Annotated in this window: 17 protein-coding genes, 1 other RNA gene and 1 pseudogene; 6 read left to right on the forward strand and 13 right to left on the reverse strand. The window is 70.0% G+C overall.

Features of this window, described 5'->3' with window-relative positions:
- The 5 genes from hrpA to J5F18_RS14230 all read right to left on the reverse strand — a co-directional run.
- The coding region (hrpA, locus tag J5F18_RS14210; protein WP_346302238.1) for an ATP-dependent RNA helicase HrpA at positions 1 to 1,617 on the reverse strand (1,617 nt) is incomplete at its 3' end.
- 231 nt (positions 1,618 to 1,848) lie between these two features.
- The gene (locus tag J5F18_RS14215) at positions 1,849 to 3,537 is read right to left on the reverse strand and encodes an AMP-binding protein (RefSeq protein ID WP_346299243.1); all 1,689 of its coding nucleotides are present in this window, start codon (positions 3,535 to 3,537) and stop codon (positions 1,849 to 1,851) included.
- A gap of 147 nt (positions 3,538 to 3,684) precedes the next feature.
- Positions 3,685 to 4,482 (reverse strand): class II glutamine amidotransferase, encoded by a 798-nt coding sequence (locus J5F18_RS14220; protein ID WP_346299244.1) that lies wholly within the window; start codon positions 4,480 to 4,482, stop codon positions 3,685 to 3,687.
- Positions 4,475 to 6,349: a vWA domain-containing protein gene (locus J5F18_RS14225; RefSeq protein ID WP_346299245.1), complete on the reverse strand. Its 1,875-nt coding sequence runs from the start codon at positions 6,347 to 6,349 to the stop codon at positions 4,475 to 4,477. Before J5F18_RS14225 ends, J5F18_RS14220 begins: the two co-directional genes overlap by 8 nt.
- Positions 6,350 to 6,359: 10 nt before the next feature.
- Positions 6,360 to 6,794 (reverse strand): hypothetical protein, encoded by a 435-nt coding sequence (locus J5F18_RS14230; RefSeq protein ID WP_346299246.1) that lies wholly within the window; start codon positions 6,792 to 6,794, stop codon positions 6,360 to 6,362.
- 45 nt (positions 6,795 to 6,839) lie between these two features.
- Here J5F18_RS14230 and J5F18_RS14235 point away from each other — a divergent pair, with 45 nt between their 5' ends.
- Positions 6,840 to 8,924, forward strand: coding sequence for a prolyl oligopeptidase family serine peptidase (locus J5F18_RS14235; RefSeq protein WP_346299247.1), 2,085 nt, complete (start codon positions 6,840 to 6,842; stop codon positions 8,922 to 8,924).
- Positions 8,925 to 8,934: 10 nt separating this feature from the next.
- On the opposite strand, the pseudogene J5F18_RS14240 reads toward J5F18_RS14235, so the two are convergent.
- The 6 genes and pseudogenes from J5F18_RS14240 to dnaX form a co-directional block, all read right to left on the reverse strand.
- Positions 8,935 to 9,382 (reverse strand): annotated as a pseudogene (locus J5F18_RS14240) (YcgN family cysteine cluster protein).
- A 92-nt stretch (positions 9,383 to 9,474) separates the two neighbouring features.
- Positions 9,475 to 9,786 carry a YcgL domain-containing protein gene (locus J5F18_RS14245; protein WP_346299248.1) on the reverse strand — a complete coding sequence of 104 codons (312 nt, stop codon included), beginning with the start codon at positions 9,784 to 9,786 and terminating at the stop codon, positions 9,475 to 9,477.
- Positions 9,783 to 10,910, reverse strand: a complete 1,128-nt coding sequence (gene rnd / locus J5F18_RS14250; RefSeq protein ID WP_346299249.1) for a ribonuclease D — start codon at positions 10,908 to 10,910, stop codon at positions 9,783 to 9,785. The genes J5F18_RS14245 and rnd overlap by 4 nt, the downstream gene beginning before the upstream one ends.
- An 87-nt stretch (positions 10,911 to 10,997) precedes the next feature.
- On the reverse strand, positions 10,998 to 11,603 hold the full coding sequence (recR, locus tag J5F18_RS14255; protein WP_346299250.1) for a recombination mediator RecR: 606 nt from the start codon (positions 11,601 to 11,603) through the stop codon (positions 10,998 to 11,000).
- 150 nt (positions 11,604 to 11,753) lie between these two features.
- Positions 11,754 to 12,080 carry a YbaB/EbfC family nucleoid-associated protein gene (locus J5F18_RS14260; RefSeq protein ID WP_346299251.1) on the reverse strand — a complete coding sequence of 109 codons (327 nt, stop codon included), beginning with the start codon at positions 12,078 to 12,080 and terminating at the stop codon, positions 11,754 to 11,756.
- Between the two features lie 56 nt (positions 12,081 to 12,136).
- Positions 12,137 to 14,095 (reverse strand): DNA polymerase III subunit gamma/tau, encoded by a 1,959-nt coding sequence (gene dnaX, locus J5F18_RS14265; RefSeq protein WP_346299252.1) that lies wholly within the window; start codon positions 14,093 to 14,095, stop codon positions 12,137 to 12,139.
- 228 nt (positions 14,096 to 14,323) lie between these two features.
- Between dnaX and J5F18_RS14270 the strand changes: the two genes are divergently transcribed.
- Positions 14,324 to 15,262: a DNA-binding protein gene (locus J5F18_RS14270; RefSeq protein ID WP_346299253.1), complete on the forward strand. Its 939-nt coding sequence runs from the start codon at positions 14,324 to 14,326 to the stop codon at positions 15,260 to 15,262.
- A 5-nt stretch (positions 15,263 to 15,267) separates the two neighbouring features.
- Here J5F18_RS14270 and J5F18_RS14275 read toward each other — a convergent pair whose 3' ends face one another.
- On the reverse strand, positions 15,268 to 16,299 hold the full coding sequence (locus tag J5F18_RS14275) for a histone deacetylase family protein (RefSeq protein ID WP_346299254.1): 1,032 nt from the start codon (positions 16,297 to 16,299) through the stop codon (positions 15,268 to 15,270).
- A 135-nt stretch (positions 16,300 to 16,434) separates the two neighbouring features.
- Positions 16,435 to 16,531: signal recognition particle sRNA small type (ffs, locus tag J5F18_RS14280), an RNA gene on the reverse strand.
- A 243-nt stretch (positions 16,532 to 16,774) separates the two neighbouring features.
- Between ffs and J5F18_RS14285 the strand changes: the two genes are divergently transcribed.
- The 4 genes from J5F18_RS14285 to J5F18_RS14300 all read left to right on the forward strand — a co-directional run bounded on the left by J5F18_RS14285 (position 16,775) and on the right by J5F18_RS14300 (position 20,555).
- On the forward strand, positions 16,775 to 17,998 hold the full coding sequence (locus tag J5F18_RS14285) for a carboxylate--amine ligase (protein ID WP_346299255.1): 1,224 nt from the start codon (positions 16,775 to 16,777) through the stop codon (positions 17,996 to 17,998).
- Positions 17,999 to 18,064: 66 nt separating this feature from the next.
- A complete protein-coding gene (locus J5F18_RS14290) occupies positions 18,065 to 20,113 on the forward strand; it encodes a hypothetical protein (protein ID WP_346299256.1) in 2,049 nt (682 codons plus the stop codon).
- An 89-nt stretch (positions 20,114 to 20,202) separates the two neighbouring features.
- Positions 20,203 to 20,376: a hypothetical protein gene (locus J5F18_RS14295; RefSeq protein ID WP_346299257.1), complete on the forward strand. Its 174-nt coding sequence runs from the start codon at positions 20,203 to 20,205 to the stop codon at positions 20,374 to 20,376.
- Complete coding sequence (locus tag J5F18_RS14300) at positions 20,358 to 20,555, forward strand: hypothetical protein (protein ID WP_346299258.1); 198 nt, start codon at positions 20,358 to 20,360, stop codon at positions 20,553 to 20,555. Before J5F18_RS14295 ends, J5F18_RS14300 begins: the two co-directional genes overlap by 19 nt.
- The last annotated feature ends 1 nt before the right edge of the window (position 20,556 follow it).

Raw genomic sequence — 20,556 nt, forward strand, 5'->3', positions numbered from 1 at the left:
CTGGTCGGCGGCCTGGCGCTTCTCCGCCGGGCGATCGCGGGGGTCCTGGACGGCGAGACCCGCCACCACGATCAGCACCTCGCGAAGCCCCCCCTGCTCGGCCCCGGCCAGCACCATGCGCGCCAGGCGCGGGTCGATGGGCAGCCGTGCCAGCTTGCGCCCGATGGGGGTGAGCCGCCCGCCCTCATCCACCGCGCCCAGCTCGAAGAGCAGCTTGAAGCCGTCGGTGACGAAGCGCGAGTCCGGCGGGTCCACGAAGGGGAAGGCCTCGATATCACCCAACTTGAGCGAGAGCATCGAGAGGATCACCGAGGCGAGGTTGGTGCGGCGGATCTCGGGGTCGGTGAATTCGGGGCGGGAAAGGAAATCCTCCTCGTCGTAGAGGCGGATGCAGACCCCCTCGGCCACCCGGCCGCAGCGCCCCATGCGCTGGTTGGCGCTGGCCTGGCTCACCGGCTCCACCGGCAGGCGCTGGATCTTGGCCCGGTAGCTGTAGCGGCTGATGCGCACCAGGCCCGGGTCGATCACGTAGCGGATGCCGGGCACGGTGAGCGAGGTCTCCGCCACGTTGGTGGCCAGCACGATGCGCCGCCCCCGGTGCGGGGCGAAGACCCGGTTCTGCTCGGCGTTGGAGAGCCGCGCATAGAGGGGCAGGATCTCGGTGCCGCGCAGGTCGGCCCGGCGCAGGGTGTCGGCGGTCTCGCGGATCTCCCGCTCCCCGGGCAGGAAGACCAGGATGTCCCGCGGGCCGTGGAGCCAGCCCTTCTCGCGCTCGATCTGCTCGATCTCCTCCACGGCGTGAAGGATCCCCTCCTGGAGGGTGCGGTCCTCCTCGTCCTCGGCGTCGCGCACCAGGGGGCGGTAGTGCACCGCCACCGGCCAGGTGCGCCCGGAGACCTCCACCACCGGGGCCGGCGCCTCGGATTCCTCGCCCCTGGCGGGCCGGGCGAAGTGGGCGGCGAAGCGCGCCACGTCGATGGTGGCCGAGGTAATGATCACCTTGAGATCGGGGCGCCGCGGCAGGAGCCGCTTGAGGTAGCCGAGCAGGAAGTCGATGTTGAGGCTGCGCTCGTGGGCCTCGTCGATGATGATCGCTTCAAAGCGGGTGAGGTCGGGGTCATGGCGAGTCTCGGCCAGCAGGATACCGTCGGTCATCAGCTTGACCAGGGTCTCGTCGCTGCTCTGGTCGGTGAAGCGCACCTGATAGCCCACCTGCTCGCCCAGCGGGGTCTCGAGCTCCTCGGCCAGGCGGGCGGCCACGGAACGGGCGGCCAGTCGGCGCGGCTGGGTGTGGCCGATCAGCCCACGGCGCCCCAGGCCCAGCTCCAGGCAGAGCTTGGGCAGCTGGGTGGTCTTGCCGGAGCCGGTCTCGCCGGCCACCACCACCACCTGGTGATCGCGCAGGGCGGCGAGGATCTCGTCACGGCGCTCGGCCACGGGCAGCTCGGCGGGATAGTTCAGCGTCACCGGCCGCGCCGCGCGGCGCGCCACGGTGTCGCGGGAGCGTGCCACGGCCTGCGCCACCTCACGCAGGCCGCGATCCACCGGCTTGCCCTCACCGAGCCGCCGCGCCAGGCCGCGCAGGCGCTTGTCGAGCGCCGGACGGTCGCGCCGCATCACGCCATCCAGCGCCTGGCGCAGGGCGCTCAGGCGCTGGGAGTCGGTTCGAGCATCGGCGGGGACAGCGTCAGGGGTCGCGTGGGACACGGCGGCTCCGGTGGCGAAAGGCGGAAAGGAAAACTGCCCGCACCGGAACACCGGAACGGGCAGCTCATTGTAACGCCGCGTCAGCGGCGACGCCTAATCAGGGTCATTGTGGCTGGCTATCGTCCGACTAGGCTACGCCTATCAGGAGGGAGACTCGGCCTTGGCCTTGTCGCGCTCCTCGTCGCGCAGCTGGCGGCGCAGCACCTTGCCTACATTGGTTTTTGGCAGCTCGTCGCGGAATTCCACGTACCTGGGCACCTTGTAGCCGGTCAGCTCCTTCTTGCACCAGGCGCGCAGCTCCTCGGCGTCGAGGTCGTCGCTGCGGGGCACCACGAACAGCTTGATCGCCTCGCCGCTGGCCTCGTCCTCCACGCCCACCGCGGCGGACTCCAGCACGCCCGGATGGGCGGCCGCCACGTCCTCGATCTCGTTGGGGTAGACGTTGAAACCGGAGACCAGGATCATGTCCTTCTTGCGGTCGACGATGCGGATGTAGCCATCCTCCTGGAGCACCGCGATGTCGCCGGTGTGGAACCAGCCGTCCTCGTCGATCGCCTTGGCGGTCTCGTCGTCGCGGTTCCAGTAGCCCTTCATCACCTGGGGCCCCTGCACGCAGAGCTCGCCCGGCTCACCCAGGGGCAGGTCGTTGCCGTCGGCGTCCACCACCTTGACCCGGGTTCCGGCCACCGGCTTACCGATGGTGCCGAGCTGGATGGCATCCACCGGGTTGAAACTGACGACCGGCGAGGTCTCGGTGAGCCCGTAGCCCTCGGCGATGTCGCAGCCGGTGACCTCCTTCCAGCGCTCGGCGGCGGACTTGGTCAGCGCCATGCCACCCGAGATGGTCAGGTGCAGCTTCGAGAAGTCCAGGGCGCGGAAGTCCTCGCGGTTGCACAGGGCATTGAACAGGGTGTTCAGACCAATGAAGGCCGTGAACGGCAGCCCCTTGAGCTCCTTGACGAAGTTGGCCAGGTCGCGGGGGTTGGTGATCAGGATGGAGTGGTTGCCGGTCTCCATCAGGAACAGGCAATTCACCGTGAAGGTGTAGATGTGATAGACCGGCAGCGGCGCGATCACCACCTCCTCGCCGTTGTTGAGGCCCGGCCCGATCGCCTGCCCCGCCTGCAGCATGTTGGCCACCAGGTTGCGGTGGGTCAGCATGGTGCCCTTGGGCAGGCCCGTGGTGCCACCGGTGTACTGCAGCGCCGCGATATCGTCCAGCTCGCGCTCCACCTCGCGATGTTGGCGCGCCGCCCCCGCCTTCAGCGCCTGGCGGAAGGGGACATGCCCGGGCAGCTGGAAGGGCGGCACCATCTTCTTGACATGCTTGACCACCAGGTTGATCAGCGGCCGCTTGGGGAAGCCGTGCAGGTCGCCGAGCTCGGTCACCAGCACGTGCTGGATATCGGTACGCTCGAGGACCTTCTCGAGCTTGTCGGCCATGTTGGCCAGGATCACGATGGCCTTGGCGCCGGAATCCTTGAACTGGTGGGCCATCTCCCGCTCGGTGTAGAGGGGGTTGGTGTTCACCACCACCAGGCCGGCCCGTATGGCGCCGAAGACCGCCACCGGAAACTGCAGCACGTTAGGCAGCTGGATGGCGATGCGGTCGCCGGGCTGCAGGGTAGTCTCGTGCTGGACCCAGGCGGCAAAGTCGCCGGACAGTCGATCCAGGTCGGCGAAGGTCAGCGTCTTGCCCATGCAGGTGAAGGCCGGGTTGTCGGCATAGCGCTTCACCGCCGCCTGGAAGATATCGCTGACCGACCGATACTGCTCCAGCCCCTTTAGCTCGGGGCCGGTGAGGATAGTGGCGTTGGCATGCTCACTCATGACGTGTCTCCGCTGTGTCGCCGATGCGCCATCGACGCTTGTTGTTCTCTCGGGCCCCTACCTTAAACCGGCCGGCCCGGACTGTAAAACGAACGATTGAAACTAGTGATTAAAACCAGGGATTGAAACCCTGGATGGAGGGAGTGCTCACCCTTCCCGACGGCCGAAACGGGCCTGGATCACCCCGTTTCGCCATACCAGCAGCTCCCCCGGGGCCATGCGGTGCCAGGCCTCGTTGGCGGTGAGCGGCTCGGTGACGATCACCGAGACGATGTCATTGGGGGTGGTGTGCTCGGCGAAGTTCACGGTCAGCTCGGCATCTGACAGGCTCGCCCGACCGAAAGGCGCGCGGCGCGTGATATGGGCCAGCTTGGTGGAGCAGAAGGTGTAGAGGTATTCGCCATCGGCCAAGAGCAGGTTGAACACCCCGAGGCCGCGCAGGCGCTCGCAGAGCTGGTGCAGCAGCCGCCACAGGCCCTGGCGGGCCTCGTCGCTCTCGGGGCGCTCGGGAAAGCGCCCGCGCAGCTCGCCGAGCAGCCAGCAGAAGGCGTGTTCGCTATCGGTATCGCCGATGGGGCGGTAGAAGCTGAGCGGGAGCGGCCGCCAGCCCTCGAGCTGGCCATTGTGGGCGTAGCACCAGGGGCTCCCCCACATCTCGCGCACGAAGGGGTGAGTGTTGGCCAGGCGCACCTGGCCCACGTTGGCCTGGCGGATATGGCTGATCACGATAGTCGACTTGATAGGGTAGTCGGTGATCAGCCGGGCGATGGGCGAGCCCACCGAAGGATGGGGGTCGCGAAAGTCGCGGTAGCCGCCCTCCTCGTAGAAGGCGATGCCCCAGCCGTCGCGGTGGGGGCCGGTCCCGCCGCCGCGATGCAGGAAGCCGGTGAAGCTGAAACAGATGTCGGTGGGCACGTTGGCGCTCATGCCCAGAAGTTCACACATGCGGATCCTCCCGATGGGGGGCCCTGCGCGGCGCACGTCGAGGACGCCAGACCAGCAGAACCAGCAGAACCAGTAGAATCAGTAGAACCAGAACGGCCAGGCCCGCCGTGGCCAGCAGCCGCGGATCACCGAAGGCCTCGGCACGACGCGCCAGGCCCGGCCCCCCCTCCCGCCAGAGCGCAACGGTCCGTGCCGTCAGCTCATCGACGAAGGCGACGAAGCGGTCGGCGGCGCTGTCGGGCGACTCCGAGCCTTCGCGTCCGGTGGCGAGGTCCAGGTGGAAGCGCTCGCCCAGGGGACCTGGGCCGGCGCCGCCGGCCAGCCCCAGGCCGATCTCGGCCTCGGGAAAGAGCAGCAGGCGCGGCAGATCCAGCTCGCGGCGCTCACCGTCAAGGGTCACCTCGGCCCTCAGCCGCATCGGCTGGCTGACCCTGGGATCGAGCTCAGGCAGGGCGATCCGCCACGCCTGCGCCGCGGCGGGCTCGGCCATCAGGCGCTCGCCGGCCAGCTCCCCCCAGGGGCGCGCCGAGGCATGATCCAGCTCGGGATGGAGGGCCTCCAGCACGACTCGGGACGACCCCGGCTCGTGGCGGGCGGCGATCGCCGGCAGCACGTTGACCGCCTGGGCGCGCTGACGGGAGAGGCCCTCCCCCTCGATGCGCAGTCGCAGGCGGGCCGCCCCGGGCTGGGTCGGCGCCGGCAGCTCGCCGACGAAGCGCTCGGCCTGGCGGCTCAGGCGAACCCTGGCCTGGACCCGCTCCGCGCCGTCGAGCAGCTCGGCCGTGGCGGCGAGCCCCTCGGGGGCCCCCTCCCAGGGCTCGCCTCCGCGCGTGAGCCAGGCCTCCACCGGCAGCGGAAAGTCCAGGAAGAGCGTCGCCGGCAGCTCGCTGGTGTGCAGGCTCAGCGAGGAGGTCACCTCGATGCGGCTGTCGCCGACCTCGCCCTCCAGGCGCCACTCGCCGGGGGGCGGATCGGGCACCCGCACCAGGTCGAAGCGGGGCTCCACCTGCCAGCTGGCGCCGGGGGGCGGGTTGTCGGCGTCATGGCGGGTGCCGTCCGGGGCCACCAGGCCCAAGGCGGCGGAGGCGGGATCATGGAAGAGCAGCGCCGAGAAGGCCTCGACGCCGGGCTCGATGACGAAGCGCCCCTCGACCAGGGGGACCTGGTCGGCGGGGAAGATGCGTTCGGCGATATCCAGGAAGGCGCCGAGCAGGCTCTCCGGAGACTGCACCAGCGCCGGCAGGCCGCCGCTGGCGCGGGAGAGGCGCTCCACCAGATCCAGGTCCGCCTCGTCGGAGAAGGCGATGGCGTGGACCACCACGCCGCGCTCGACCAGGGTCGGCGCCAGCTCGTCGAGCAGCCGACGGCGAGAGGCGTCGTCCACCGCCGGCTTGGGGCCGCGGGAGGGGGAGAGATCGATCATGCCATCGGTGAGCAGAATCAGATGATTCCAGCCGCTGGCCGGCTCCTCGGCGGCCTCCCGCACTGCCGCCTCGATATCGGTAAAGGGCTGGTACTCCACCAGGGCCGGGCGCAGGGCCATGGCGCGCTCCCGCCAGGCGTCCTCCACTTCGGCCGGCGGCAGGGGGTTGTCGACACGCACGCCGAAGGTCCATACCCCGGCCCGGGTGCCATCGGGGAGCAGCGAGGCCAGGAGCTCCAAGGCGCTGGCGGCGAGCTGGTCGGGGTCGTTGTGGCGCATGCTCCCGGAGACGTCGATGATCACCCGGACCTCCGGCGGCTCCTCCGGCGTCTCCGCAGGCGGCTGAGCCTGGCCGAGGGTGGGCGCGAGGCCCACCAGACAGGCCACCAGCAACCAGCGGACAACCGCGCCGCCTCCTCGCTCCGCGCCATGCCACCCGGCCATTCCCGGCTCCTTAGCCGATCCTCGGCTCCCGACGCTCGCCGCCGCCGCGCCTGGCGGGGGGAGCCTCTCGCTCGTTGTCGCTCATGTCGACGTAGTCATCACGGTGGCGACCCCGCCACCACAGCCACAGCCCGAAGGCCGCGCCGATCGCCGCACCGACCAGGGTCAGCAGCAAGGCAGGCAGCATCACCCCGGCGTTGCGCTCGAGGAAGGCGACCAGCGCCACCACCGCCGCCGGGGCGAAGCCAGTGTAGAACTCCCCTTCCTCCACCAGCGGCAGGCGGAAACGCGCCGGCATCCACAGCACGCCCGCCACCAGCCAGGTGATCAACAGCCGCAGCAGCCGCGGGAGGAAGGCCAGCCCCAGGTAGCCGGTCAGCACCACCACCAGCGACAGAAAGCCATAGACCAGCCATAGTAGGGTCATCGATTCGGTAATCGGCATCACCACCTCTCTTTTCACCGTCCTGAGTATGGTACATCCCGCGCCATGAAAGCACAGCCGCCCCACTCCCCCGATCGCCCCTCCGCCTCACCGGTCGCCCGCTTTCGCCGCCCGCAGGATCCCGAGTGGCACTGGCTTGAGGACCGCGCTGACGCCGAGGTCAAGGCCTTCCTGGAGGCCGCCAACGGCGAGTTCGCCGCTTGGTTCGCTCCCCTGGAGGGCCTGGTGGAACGGCTCTACCATGGCCACCTGGCGCGCCGCGAGCTGGCCGTCCACGGCCTGCGCAGCCCGCTGGACCACTACACCTACTGGAGCGAGACCGCCGCCGAGGCCGACTACCCGGTGTGGTGGCGCCATCCCAACGGCAAGCCGGACCGCGCCGTGGCCTTCCTCGACCTCGAGGCCCGTGCCGAGCCCCATGACTTCCTCGAACTCGGCGACATGGCGCTCTCGCCGGACGAACACTGGCTGGCCTGGACCGAGGACACCCGCGGCGACGAGATGTTCGACCTCTTCGTCAAGGCGCTGCCCGCCGGCGAACCGACGCGACTGCTTGAAGGCATCGGCCCCGAGCTCACCTGGGCGGAGGACAACGCCACCGTCTTCTTCACGCGCTACGATGCCACCCAGCGACCCGACAGCATCTGGCGCCTGCCCCTGGCCGAGGGGGTGGCGGGCGAGCCCGTGCGGGTGCTGTTCGAGGAGGACCCGGAGTTCTGGCTGGGGCTCGGCAAGACCCGCTCCCGGGCGTGGCTGGTGCTGGAGAGCGCCTCCAAGGACACCAGCGAGTGCTACCTGATCCCCGCCCGGGCGCCGGCCACCCCGCCCCGCTGCTTCCGCCCGCGGGAGAGCGGCGTCGAGATCGCCCTGGATCACCGCCCCGGCCACTTCTACGTGCTGCATAACCGGCAGGCGACCCACTTCCGCCTCGACGTGATCGAGGAGGGGCGGCTTGACCAGGCCGTCGACGCCAACGCCTGGCAGCCGCTGGTTGCCCACCGCGACCACCACACCCTGGAGGGGGTCGACGCCTTCGCCTGGGGGCTGGTCGTGACCGAGCGCGACCACGACGAGGCCCAGGTGCGGCTTAGGGTGATCGAGTTCGACGACGCCCACGCCGTGACCCGGGACGAGCGCCTGCCGCTGCCGGAGACGCCCTGCAGCCTGGCGCTGGGCGATGCGCCCCACTTCCCCAGTCGCCGCCTGCGCCTGCGCGAGGAGTCCTTCGTACTGCCGGTGAGCTGGATCGAGCACGACCTGGACAGCGGCGAGCGCACCCTGCTCAAGCAGCAGCCGATCCATGGCGACCTGGCGCCCGGGCAGCTCACCAGCGAGCGGCTCTGGGCCGAGGCCCACGACGGCGAGCGCATTCCGGTCTCGGTGGTGATGCGCGCCGACCTCACCGGCCATCCGCTGCCGACGCTGCTTTACGGCTACGGCGCCTATGGCGAGGTGCTCGACCCCTGGTTCTCGGTGGCGCGCCTGGAGCTGCTGGCCCGCGGCGTGGCCTTCGCCGTGGCCCACGTGCGCGGCGGCGGCGACCGCGGCGAGCCCTGGTACCTCGCCGGCAAGCTCGAGCACAAGGCCAACAGCTTCCGCGACTTCCTGGCCGCCCGGGATACCCTGGTGGCCCACGGCATCAGCGACGGCGAGCGCATCGCCGCCTACGGCGCCAGCGCCGGCGGGCTGCTGGTGGGCGCGAGCCTCAACCTGGCCCCCGAGGCCTTCTGCGCGGCGGTGCTCGACGTGCCCTTCGTGGACGTGCTGCGCACCATGGAGAACCCCGACCTGCCGCTGACCACCGCCGAGTACACCGAGTGGGGCAACCCCGACGAGCCGGATGCCCGCAAGCGCATCCGCGCCTATTCGCCGCTGGACAACCTGGCCGCGGCCCCCTACCCCCCGATGTTCCTCCAGGGCAGCTGGCACGACACCCGGGTGCCCTACTGGGAGCCGGCCAAGCTCTATGCGCGGCTGACGGAGCTGGGCACCGCGCGGGGGCCCGTGCTGCTGCGTACCGACTTGGCCGCCGGCCACGGCGGCGCCTCGGGGCGCTTCAAGGCGTGGCACGACGGCGCCCGCCAGGACGCCTTCCTGCTCTGGGCGCTCGGGCTGGAAGCGCACGAGTAGCCCTCCCCCCTCAATCGATGGGAATCACCGCGATGATATGGTCCTCGTACTCTTCCTCGGGGACCCCGCGGCTGGTGACCGCGAAGCTGCGCACGCTGATGCCCTTGCGGTGGACCCGCTCCGGGTCGCCCGAGAGCAGCGGATGCCAGCGGGCGAGCTTGCGCCCCTCGGCGACCCGGCGGTAGGCGCAGGAGTGGGGCAGCCAGCGGAACGCCTCGATGCGCGCCGGCGTCAGCCGGGTGCAGTCCGGCACCCGCGCGAAGCGGTTGGCGTAGTCGCCGCAACGGCAGCTGTGCACGTCCAGCAGTTCGCAGGCCAGGTTGAGCACCGCCAGCTCGCCGCTCTCGTCGTCCTGGAACTTCAGCAGGCAGCACTGGCCGCCAGCCGTCGCACAGCGCCTCCCACTCCTCGGCGGTGAGCTCCTCGAGGGGGTAGTGCTCCCAGAACCGCTCTCGCATGATGTCTCCTCCGCGGCGTCAGGCGCGATTAACGGGTTGCGCGCGGCTTCGGGCGCGATTAACGGGTTGCGCGCGGCTTCGGGCGCGATGAATCAATAGCGCGCCTCGGTGGGGGTGCGGTAGAGGTCGAGCAGGTACTCCTCCTTGGCGGGGGGCAGCTGCAGGTAGAACCCCTTGTCGCGGATCGCCGCCATGACGTCGGCGGCCCGGGCGCGCCCCAGGCGCTTCTCGGCGGAGAGGATCAGGGTCATCGCCGACACCGGCTGGCCGAAGCGCGCAAGCAGCGCCGCCGGCACCCGGGCCAGGCCCTCGCGCTTGTCCACGTAGAGGTACATCTCCTCCTTGCGGGGGCTCTTGAACACCTCGCACAGCAGCTTGTCGCCGCGCATCCGGTCGTCGCTCATCGGGGGGATTCCTCCAGGGCCCGCGTCAGGCCCGCATTCAGTCGCTCGCCGCGCCAGCCGGTGGGTAGCGGCAGCGGTTCGTCATCCAGGTGGGCGGTGACCAGCGCCTCCAGGTCGCGGCGGCGCAGCAGCACCTCCGGCGCCAGGCCCAGCGCCTCGGCCTCGGCGTTGACCACCTTCTTGAGGGCCTTGAGCACGCGCTTGAACTCCGGCGCCATGGGCGACGGCAGCGCGGCAGGCAGCTCGGCTTCGTCCAGGTAGCGCGCCTCGGCCACCAGCGCCAGCAGGGTATCGCCGTCGCGCTTGACCAGGCTCGGCTTGCCCCCCTCCACCCGGGAGAGTTCGTAGCGGTTCTCCGGCAGCGTCTCGGCAATGGCGTAGAGCACCCGGTCGTGGACCAGCCAGCCCCGCGGCAGGTTGCGCATCCGGGCCTCGCCCTCCCGCCAGGTGGTCAGGCGGCGATAGGCCTCGACCTGGCGCGGGGTGAGGCGCCACAGCTGGCGCTGGCGCAGGTACCACTGGCCGTCCGCCTCGCCGTTGCGGCCGGCCTGGGCCACCAGCTCGGCGCAATCCGCCTCGAGCCAGGCCAGGCGCCCCTGGCGCTCGAGCGCCTCGCGCTGGTGCTGCCAGACCTCCACCAGGTAGATCACGTCCAGGGCCGCATAGGCCTGCTGGGTCTCGCTGAGGGGGCGCGCCAGCCAGTCGGAGCGGGTCTCGTCCTTGGGCAGGGTGTGGCCGGTCCAGAACGCCACCAGCTTCTGGTAGCCCATGGCGGGGTTCTCGCCGAGCAGCCCCTGGGCCAGCTGGGTGTCGACCAGGGGCGCGGGAGTGGCCCCGGCCCAGCCGGCGAAGACCTCGAGGTCCTCGCTGGCCGCATGGAGCAGCTTCAAGGGCCCCTCGGCCAGCAGCCGGCGGAAGGCCGCCGTGCAGACCACCGCCTGGGGATCGACCAGCCAGGCCGGCCCGCCGGCGGAGAACTGGATCAGCGCCGGCACCGGGTGGAAGGTGTTCTCGCGGAAGAACTCGGTATCCAGCGCGATCACCTCGGCATCCGCCACCTCGGCGCAGGCGGCGTCGAGGGCCTCGGGGGTGTCGATCCAGCGTATCTCGGGGGTCAGGGGCATGGGGGTTCCGACTGGGAGTAGTGGGTCGCGGCCAGGGGTCGCGGTGAGGGCGTCATTGGCGGGTCGCGCCAGGGCCGGGGCGGGCGCTCAGTCGCCCGAAAACGGCAGGCGGCCGTTGAAGGCGCGGCTCAGGGTGCCGCCGTCGACATACTCGAGCTCGCCGCCCATGGGCACGCCGTAGGCGAGGCGCGACAGGCGCACCCCGTGGGGCGCGAGCTGGGCGGCGATATAGTGGGCGGTGGCCTCCCCCTCCACCGTGGGGTTGGTGGCCAGGATCAGCTCCTCGATGCCCCCCTCGGCCACCCGCGCCTCGAGCTGGTCGAGGCCGATATCCTCGGGGCCGATGCCGTCCAGCGGCGAGAGGTGGCCGTGGAGCACGAAGTAGCGCCCGCGAAAGCCGCCGGCCTCCTCGATGGCGAGCTGGTCGGCGGGGGACTCCACCACGCAGAGCAGGGTGTCGTCGCGCCGGGCGCTCTCGCACAGCGCGCAGATCTCCTCCTCGGTGAGGGTGCGGCAACGCCGGCAGTAGCCGACCCGCTCCAGCGCCTCGTCAAGCACGGCGGCCAGGCGCCGGCCGCCGTCGCGGTCGCGCTCGAGCAGGTGCATGGCCAGGCGCTGGGCGGTCTTGGGCCCGACGCCGGGCAGCACCCGCAGCGACGTCATCAACTTCTCGACGAGGGGGGAAAAGCTCATATAGGGTCTCTCACTGGCACGAGCTGAAACGAGGCGAGCGAAGATCAGGCAAGGCAAAAGTCCTCGAGAGCGCGGAGTTTACATGGTGTAAATGAGCACTCGAGAGGACTTTTAACGCAGCATGATCGAGCGCAGGCCGTTTCAGCCGTGTCAGAAGGGCATCTTGAAGCCCGGCGGCAAGTTCATGCCGGCGGTGACCTCCTCCATCTTGGCCTTGGAGCTGGCCTCGACCTTGCGCACCGCGTCGTTGACCGCGGCGGCCAGCAGGTCCTCGAGCAGCTCCTTGTCCTCCTCCATGACGCTCGGGTCGATGTCGACCTTGCTGACGTCGTGGCGGCCGTTCATGGTGACCTTGACCATGCCCGCGCCGGCCTCGCCCTGCACCTCGGCGCGGGCGATCTCCTCCTGGACGCGCTGCATCTTCTCCTGCATCTCCTGGGCCTGCTTCATGATGTTGCCCATTCCACCCTTGAACATGGTGAGTCCTCTCTAATGTGATCGTCAGATTATGACCGAGGTGGCGAGCCCGTCGTTCAGGAAGACGCCTGGGAGTCGACGGGCTTCACCGTGGATTCGATCAGCCGGGCCCCGAAGGCCTGCTGGAGCTTCTGTATCTGGGGGTCGCGCTGGAGGGCGGCGACCGCCTCGGCGTGGCGCTGGGCGGCCAACCGCTCGGCCTGCTGGCGCGGCGTCTCGACGCCCTCGGGCAGCGCCCCCTCCTCCACCGCCAGGCGGCGGGGCACGCCGCGATCGGCCAGCGCCTGCTGCATGCGCTCGATATGGATCTCGGCCCGCATGGCGGAGAGCGCCGGGTCCAGACGCAGCCTGAGCACCGCGCCATCGTCATCCTCCACCACGCAGTTGGCCGCCAGGTTGCGGGTCAGCCCGCCCAGGCCCAGCGCCTCGAAGCAGGCCAGCCAGTCGGCATGGCCGAAGCGGCCCGCCTCGGCCTGTGCCGACGCGGCGGGCGGAGCCGCGGACGGCTCGGGCTGCGGCGACTCGGGCTGCGGCGACTCGGGCTGGGGCGCGACCGCTGCCGGCACGGGGGCCGGCTCGGGCAACCGGGCTTCCCGGAGCGGCTCGGAAGCGAGCCCCGCCTCGGTCTCGCGGGGGTGTACCGTGGGCGCTGGCGCCGCCTCCTCCCAGGGCGGCGGCCCCTGAGGAGGGGGCGGCGCTGGCGCGGCGGGTGCCGCTACCGGCTCCGGAGCGGACACTGCGGGCGCAGAGAGTGCCAGGGCAGGGGCCGGCGCGTCTGCCGCGGGCGCAGGCCGGGGGCCGGCCTCGGCCTGGGGCGCCGCCGGCGGGCTGACCGCCTCCGGATCGGCAGATCCCGCGCCGCCCGCCCCCGTGCCGCGCAGCGGCAGCGGCGTGGTCGCCGGCCGGGGCACCCCCTGGGGACGGAAGGCGAGCATGCGCAGCAGGGTCATCTCCAGGGCCGTGCGCAGATCCGGGGCGTTCGCCATGTCGCCGCGCCCCTGGATGCCGATCTGGTAGTAGAGCTGCACGTCCTCGGCGGTGAAGCGCGCGGCAAACTGAAGCAGCGTCTCGCGGTCGCCCTGGCCGTTGTCCAGCGCCTCGGGCACCATCTGGGCGATGGCCAGGCGGTGCAGGACGCCGGTGAGCTCGTCGAGCACGGCGGCGAAGTCCGGGGCACGCTCGGCCAGGGCGGCCACCTCGGCGAGCACCCGGGCGGCGTCCACCTCGGCCAGCGCCTCGATCAGCGCCAGCACGTGGCGCTGGTCCAGGGTGCCGAGCATGGCCGCCACGTCGGCATGCTCGACGCGCCCCTGGCCGAAGGCGATGGCCTGGTCGGTGAGGCTCATGGCGTCGCGCATGGAGCCCGCAGCGGCGCGGCCCAGCAGCCACAGGGCGCTCTCCTCGAAGGGCACCGACTCGGCCTCCAGCACCTTGGCCAGGTGACCGACGATGCGCTCCGGCGGCATGTGCTTGAGGGTGAACTGCAGGCAGCGCGACAGCACCGTGGCGGGCAGCTTCTGCGGGTCGGTGGTGGCCAGCAGGAACTTCACGTGGGGCGGCGGCTCTTCCAGGGTCTTGAGCAGCGCATTGAAGCTGCTGGTGGAGAGCATGTGCACCTCGTCGATCAGGTACACCTTGTAGCGCCCCTGGGTCGGCGCGTACTGCACGTTGTCGAGGAGCTCGCGGGTGTCCTCGACCTTGGTGCGCGAGGCGGCGTCCACCTCGATCAGGTCGACGAAGCGCCCCTCGTCGATGGCCCGACAGCTGTCGCATTCGCCGCAGGGGGTGGAGGTCACCGCCTCGTCGCCACGCCCCCCGTCGGTGCAGTTGAGGCACTTGGCCAGGATCCGAGCCAGCGTCGTCTTGCCCACGCCGCGGGTACCGGTGAACAGGTAGGCGTGGTGCAGTCGCCCCTGGTCCAGGGCATTGACCAGCGCCCGCTGGACGTGCTCCTGCCCGACCAGCTCATGGAAGGTACGCGGTCGCCACTTGCGGGCCAGGACCTGATAGCTCATGCAGCGCGGAATCCTTGCGGTAGTCGGATATCGGCGTCATGGTGCCCCGCTATTGCATGGGGCCGCATCCCGACGGTGACTGCCCATTCTAGCGACTGGGGGCCGCCGCGGAAAGCGAGGCGGTCGACTGCCTTCGAGAAGCCGCCCGGGGCCACTCCGCCGCCTGCGGCTGTGGTAGTCTCGCCTCAGACACTCACGTGAACGCGCCTCGCCGCCAGGGAAGAGACCATGAGCCGCCACCCTTCCGCACCGCCCCCCGCCGACATGCCCTATCCCCAGGTCGCCGCCGCCGCCGAAAACCTCGAGGGGCGCGGGGCCGACCCCACCCTGCAGCGGGTCTGCAAGCATCTTGGGGGCGGTTCGCCCAACCTGATCCAGCGCCATCTGGCCACCTGGCGCGCTTCTCGCGAGGCGCCAGCCCCCCCCTCCCCCCGCCTGCCGAAGGTGCTGATCGAGGCACTGGAGCGCGAGCTTGTCCAGCAGGCCAGCGCCGCCTACACGTCGAGGGAGCGACAGATCGAGGAAGCGCAAGCCGATGCCACCACCCTGGCCGAGCTCGGCGAGGCGCTGGAGCGGCGCGTCGCCGAGCAGGAGGCCCAGCTGGCTGTCGCCGAGCAGACCGCCCGGGAGGCGCAGGCCCAGCGTGACGACCTGCAGGAGGAACGTGCGCAGGTGCGCGAGAATCTGGAGGGCGTGCTGCAGTCCCGCCAGCAGGTGGAGATGCTGCGCGAGCAGTTGGAGGAGGCCGTGCAGGCAAGGCTGGCCGCCGAACGCCAGGCCCGTGATGCCGACGCCGAGCGCATCAAGGCGGAGCGCGGCCAGGCAGTGGCCGAGACCCAGCGGGACAGCGTCCTGGCCCAGGTCCGCGAGAAGGCCGAGCTGCATGCCGGACTGCACAAGGAGCTCCAGGCGGAGCGCGCCCGCCACCGCCAGGAGGTCGCCGAGCTGCGCGCCGAGCAGAAGCAGCGCTTCGACGCTCTGGAGCGCGCCCGCCACGAGGCCCAGAAGCAGGCCCAGGAGGCGGCCCAGCGGGCCGCCAAGACGGAGATCCGCGCCGAAGCCCTGCAGGCCACCCAGGCGGCGCTCAAGTCACGGCTGGACGCCCTGCAGGTGCAGCAGCGCCAGCGCGGCTCCCGGCCGACCAGGGAACAGGCCCAGGAGAGCTGACCGGGTCAGACGCGCCCGAAGCCCTCCAGCACGTTGGCCACGTTGGCGCCGATCTCTGCCACCGCATAACCGCCCTCCAGCAGGAACACCGTGGGCAGGCTCAGGCTCGCCAGGCGCCGACCGACATCGAGGAAATCGCCACTCGCCAGGGTGAAGGCGCTGATCGGGTCGCCCTCGAAAGTATCCACCCCCAGGGAGACCACCAGCAGCTCGCAGTCCGCCGCCCGGATGCGCGCCAGGGCATCCTCGAGGGCCTCGCCCCAGGCCTCATAGCCGGTTCCCGGCGGCAGCGGGTAGTTGACGGTGAAGCCCTCTCCCGCCTCCTCGCCGTGCTCGTCGGCATGGCCCAGGAAGTAGGGGAAGCAGTGACGCGGGTCGCCGTGGAGCGAGAGGAAGAGCACGTCGTCGCGGGCGTAGAAGATCTGCTGGGTGCCGTTGCCGTGGTGGAAGTCGACATCGAGGATCGCCACCCTGATCCTGCCGGCATCCAGCGCCCACTGGGCGGCGATGGCCGCGTTGTTGAAGAAGCAGTAGCCGCCGAACTGGTCGGTGGCGGCATGGTGGCCCGGCGGACGGCAGAGCCCGAAGGCCGGCTCCCCGCTGGCCAGCACGTGGTCCACCGCGGCAAGGGCCACATCCTTGCTGGCCATGGCGGCCTCGAAGGTACCCGCGCAGATGGAGGTCTCCGCCGCCAGGGCGTAGTAGCCCAGCCGTCCCTCCACGTGGTCGGGGATGCGGTCGCCGCGCATCGTCCGCGCCGGCCAGACGTTGGGGATCGCCTCACCCACCATGCCGGCTGCTACCCAGTCGTCCCAGCAGCGGGACAGAAACTCGACATAGCCGCGATCATGGATCGCCAGCACCGGATCGAGCCCGAATGCCCGCGGCGCCTGCACCTCGCCCAGCCCCCGCTCGCGCAGGGCGGCGAGCACGAGATCCACCCGTTCCGGGCACTCGAAAGGGGTAACCAGGGCGCCATCGTGCAGCTCGGTACGGGCGCGACGCGACTTGGTGGTTTCGGAGTGATAGAGTCGCATGCGGGCCTCGCCGGGTCGGATCACGAACACCGGAACGATGCCACGTTGATCCGGCCAGGAACAGACTGATCGACACACGCCGAGGGGAAAGAACGAAGCGGGCAGCCAGCGGACAAGGGCCCGAAAGGGAGGCGGCCCCGACAGCCACATCCCGGCACACGCGTCCATCACTACCGTTGCTCCCTTCCGGGCCTGGCGGGGTTTGCGACTTAGCGTTGCGGGAGGACCGACGGGGCCACCACGACATGGCACCCGGGGTGCCAAACCCGGCGAGCGATCAATGACTTGCCGAGTGCGTCGGCACTATACCAGCGCACCCTCCGGGCGGCAAGGGCAAGCCAACCCCCGACACCCCACGCTGCGCCGCAACAATGTGAGAGCGGGCGGACTGATGTATGGTGAAGGACATTCCCTATCCTCACGACAGACGCCGTCGTCGCGAGATACACCCATTGCCGACATCTGGAGGCGCCCCATGAAGAAGGATCCGAACAAGGGCTATATCGCCCTGCTGGGCTGGAGCCTGAACGCCGTCGAAGCCGCCGAGAATTTCGACCGACGCTACGTGGTGGTGGCTCCGGACTGGGCGGAAGAGTACTGCCAGAAACACGATATCCCCTATGTCTCCTGGAACTTCGAGCGCCTCAACGATCGCTCCATGGAGATCGCCGAGACCCTCAAGGAGATGGGCGTCAACGTGGCGATTCCGCTGTTCGAGGAGACCGTGGAGTGGGCCGGCGCCATCAACTCGCTGCTGCTCGACAAGCCGCGGCTCTACGGCCAGGCCCTGTTGCTGCGCGACAAGGCGCTGATGAAACGCCGCGCCCAGCTCGGCGGCATTCGGGTGGGCATCTTCGAGGAGGCCCACGACAAGGCGGACGTGGTCCGCTTCCTCAAGCGGGTCAACCAGACGCTACTCAAGCTCGACGGTGACCCCAACGACCCCATCCACCTCAAGGCCTTCGACAAGGCCGGCTGCCTCGGCCACCGGGTGATCCGTACCCCGGACGAGATCGATACCATCCCCGACGAGGAGTTCCCGGTGCTGATGGAGTCGCACCTGGACGGCTGGGAGTTCGCCGTGGAGGCCTGGATCCACAACGGCAAGATCGCCTTCCTCAACATCTCGGAATACGTGACGCTGGGCTACTCGGTGTTCGTCCCCGCCTCGCCGGAGCTGGAGCACTACCGCCCCCAGATCACCGCCCAGATCGAGAAGCTGATCAAGGCCTTCGACATCGAATTCGGGCTGATCCACCCCGAGTACTTCGTCACCAGCGACGGCGAGATGTACTTCGGCGAGGTGGCCTATCGCCCACCGGGCTTCAAGGTCTTCGAGCTGCTCGAACGGGTCTACGGCTTCAACGCCTACCAGGCCTCCATGCTGGTGTTCGATCCCAAATCCACCGTGGAGGAGGTCAAGGCCTTCTTCCCCAGGGAGGTGGTGGATGCCGACGGCTATGCCGGCTGCTTCGGGGTCTATCCGCGACGCCGCGTGGTCAGCCGCCTGGAGATCCCCGAGGAGGTCGAGGACGACCCCTACTTCGAGTCCCACGAGCTGACGCCGCCGGTCGAAGAGACCGTCACCAAGCGCACCGCCTTCGGCACCCACTGGGGCCTGATCTACTTCAAGGGCGACGAGGCGGCTCGCATGAAGGAGCTGCTCAAGCAGATGGAAGAGCTTGATTTCTATGTATGAGCTTGATTTCTCGGGCTGAGCCAGGCGTCATGGTGACCATGATGGCCTGACGACAAAGGAATCGGCGTGACCACGCACCGACACGAGCAAGAGAGCCCCCCCGCCCAGGCCGCCGGCGACAAGCTGGCCGGCCTGTGCGACAAGCTGGACGAGGCGATCGCCCTGCTGGCGAACGCGCGGGCGTTCGCCAAGCCCGGCAAGCTCCCCCGGGTGCTCGATACCGCCCGCCGCGTGCTGCTGCAGGAGGGCGGCACCGCGGCCCTGGAACGGCGAGCCCGGGCGCTGGAGGAGGCCGGCGTCTTCCTCGGCTCCGACTGGGAGACCCCTCAGTTTCTGGTGCCCTCGCTGACCACCCAAGCGCTCAAGAGTCCGGACGCCAACACCGTGGTGATCGAGGCGATCAGCGAATTGCGCCTGCTGGCGGTCGCCAAGGGGGAGTATCTCCACCCCCATCTCTCGGCCGAGCAGGCCCACCACTACCTGACCCAGGTGATGGCGATCAACCTCTGGCTGCTGTTCGGGGCGCCAAGCGAGGCCGAGCGGGAAACCCAGGGGCGCCTGGCGCAGATTCCCCGCCACCTGTTTCGCCACCTGGCCGAGCGAATCGGCTACGAATACATCATCGACCGCCTGATCGACGAAATCTGGCGCATCCTCCAGCAGCGCCCCATCCAGGTGGAGCCGGTCAAGCAGATGGTCACCCAGATCGCCGTCTGCCAGGCCAATCCCGAGATCGACCTGGGCATCAGTGGCCAGGGGGCCGACCGCCTGGTCAGCTCGCTCTACGGCCCGACCCGGGCCTGCCGCGAGGATCCCGGGCTCGAGGTCTACCGCGAGCGGCTGGCCAGCATGGATAGCGCCGCCCTGCAGGGCGAAGCCACCGGCTTCGCCCGGGCCATGCACGACACCGGCCTGGTCTCGCCCTACCACCCGGTGCTGCTGCGCCACCTGCTCGAACACAATGACCATCTGCTGACCGAGGCGCTGGGCCTCTCCTCCACCGGACGCGACTGCCTGCTGTGCTACCGGGAGCTGGTCTCGGCGCTGATCCGCAGCGGGGTGCACCCGGCCACACCCCAGGCCGCCTATGGCCTGGCGCTGATGCTCGAGCGCGGCATCCTCTACCAGCCGCCGGTGGCGCCAGCCATGTGGCGCCAGCTGGGGCTGACGCTCTCCGAATGGGCCAAGGCGCGCCTCAACCTGGCCTTCGGCGAGTCGGTTTCCCCCCGGGCGCGCCTGCTGGAGGGCGTGTTGTGCATGCTGGGGCTGCCGCTGGGCGTGGGCCAGGGTAACAATCCCACCTGCCAGTCGGCCCGGGCGCTCTCCATGTGGGCCTACAACGACCCGGACTATCTGCTGCAGATGGTGGCCTGGGCGGCGCGCGACGACGAGATCATCATGCACTTCGAGGGCCAGCCCATCTCCTCGATGGAGAGCAGCGGCGGCGTGGCCCAGAGCCTGCCGATGGACCTCGATCCGGTGTCGCTGATCGTGGTGCCCCATCTGGACCGCATCTACGCCGAGATGGGGCGGCGCTGCATCGGCCGCGAGGGCGATCCCCACCGCTGGGTGAACCCCGAGTTCCACGGCTGGTGGTCAGGCCGCGGCTTTCGCATCAACGTCGATGTAACCAGCGGCCGGCTTCATGAGCTGGACACCTTCCTGCGCCATTTCTATGCCAGCTACCACCCCTACTACAACGGCAACCAGCCGCTGATCCACCCCCAACCGGCAGGCATTGCCGTCACCGACAGTGCGGCGCGCTTCATCGGCTGGCACGCCATTACCGTGCTGCGCGTCAACCTCGACCCCTCGGACACGATGCGGGTCTACTTCTACAACCCCAACAACGACAGCGGGCAGGACTGGGGCGACGGCATCAAGGTCAGCACCGCCGGCAACGGCGAGCGCTTCGGCGAGGCTTCGCTCCCCTTCGAGCAGTTTGCCTCACGCCTCTACATCTTCCACTACGATCCCCTGGAGCGCGGCGAGCTGGCCCAGATCACCCAGGAGGAACTCGACCGGGTGATCGGCTACGTGCACCGCAGCTGGGGCGCCGATCGGGTCCCGCCAACCGACCTGCAAGCCTTGCAGGAGCCCGGCGGCGCCCCTTGATCGCGGACAGGACTTGCGCGGCAGGCTCTGCCAGAATGAGAGTCAGGGAAAGCCCCTGGCGGGGTCGAGGAGTGACAGGAGAGGTGACCATGGACTTCAAGCTGCTGATGATCTTCGTCGACCAGGACAGGACCGACCGGGTGCTGGATGCCGCCCGCCAGGCGGGCGCCACCGGGGCCACCATCATCAACAACGCCCAGGGCCAGGGGCTCAGCCCCACCTCACCTTCTTCGGCCTGGAGTTCATGGCCTCGCGCAGCGTGATCCTGATCCTGGTGGAGGCGCGCCGCGCCAGCGCGGTGCTCGAGGCGGTCAGCGAGGCCGGCCAGCTGGACGAGAGCCTCGAGACCGGCATCGCCCTGGAGCTCGAGGTCAGCCGGGCCCTGGGGCTGAGCGAACACATCAAGGCGCTGAGCCGCGAGCATCCCCTGGACAAGACCTGAG

The organism is Halomonas sp. BM-2019 (genome assembly GCF_017584085.1).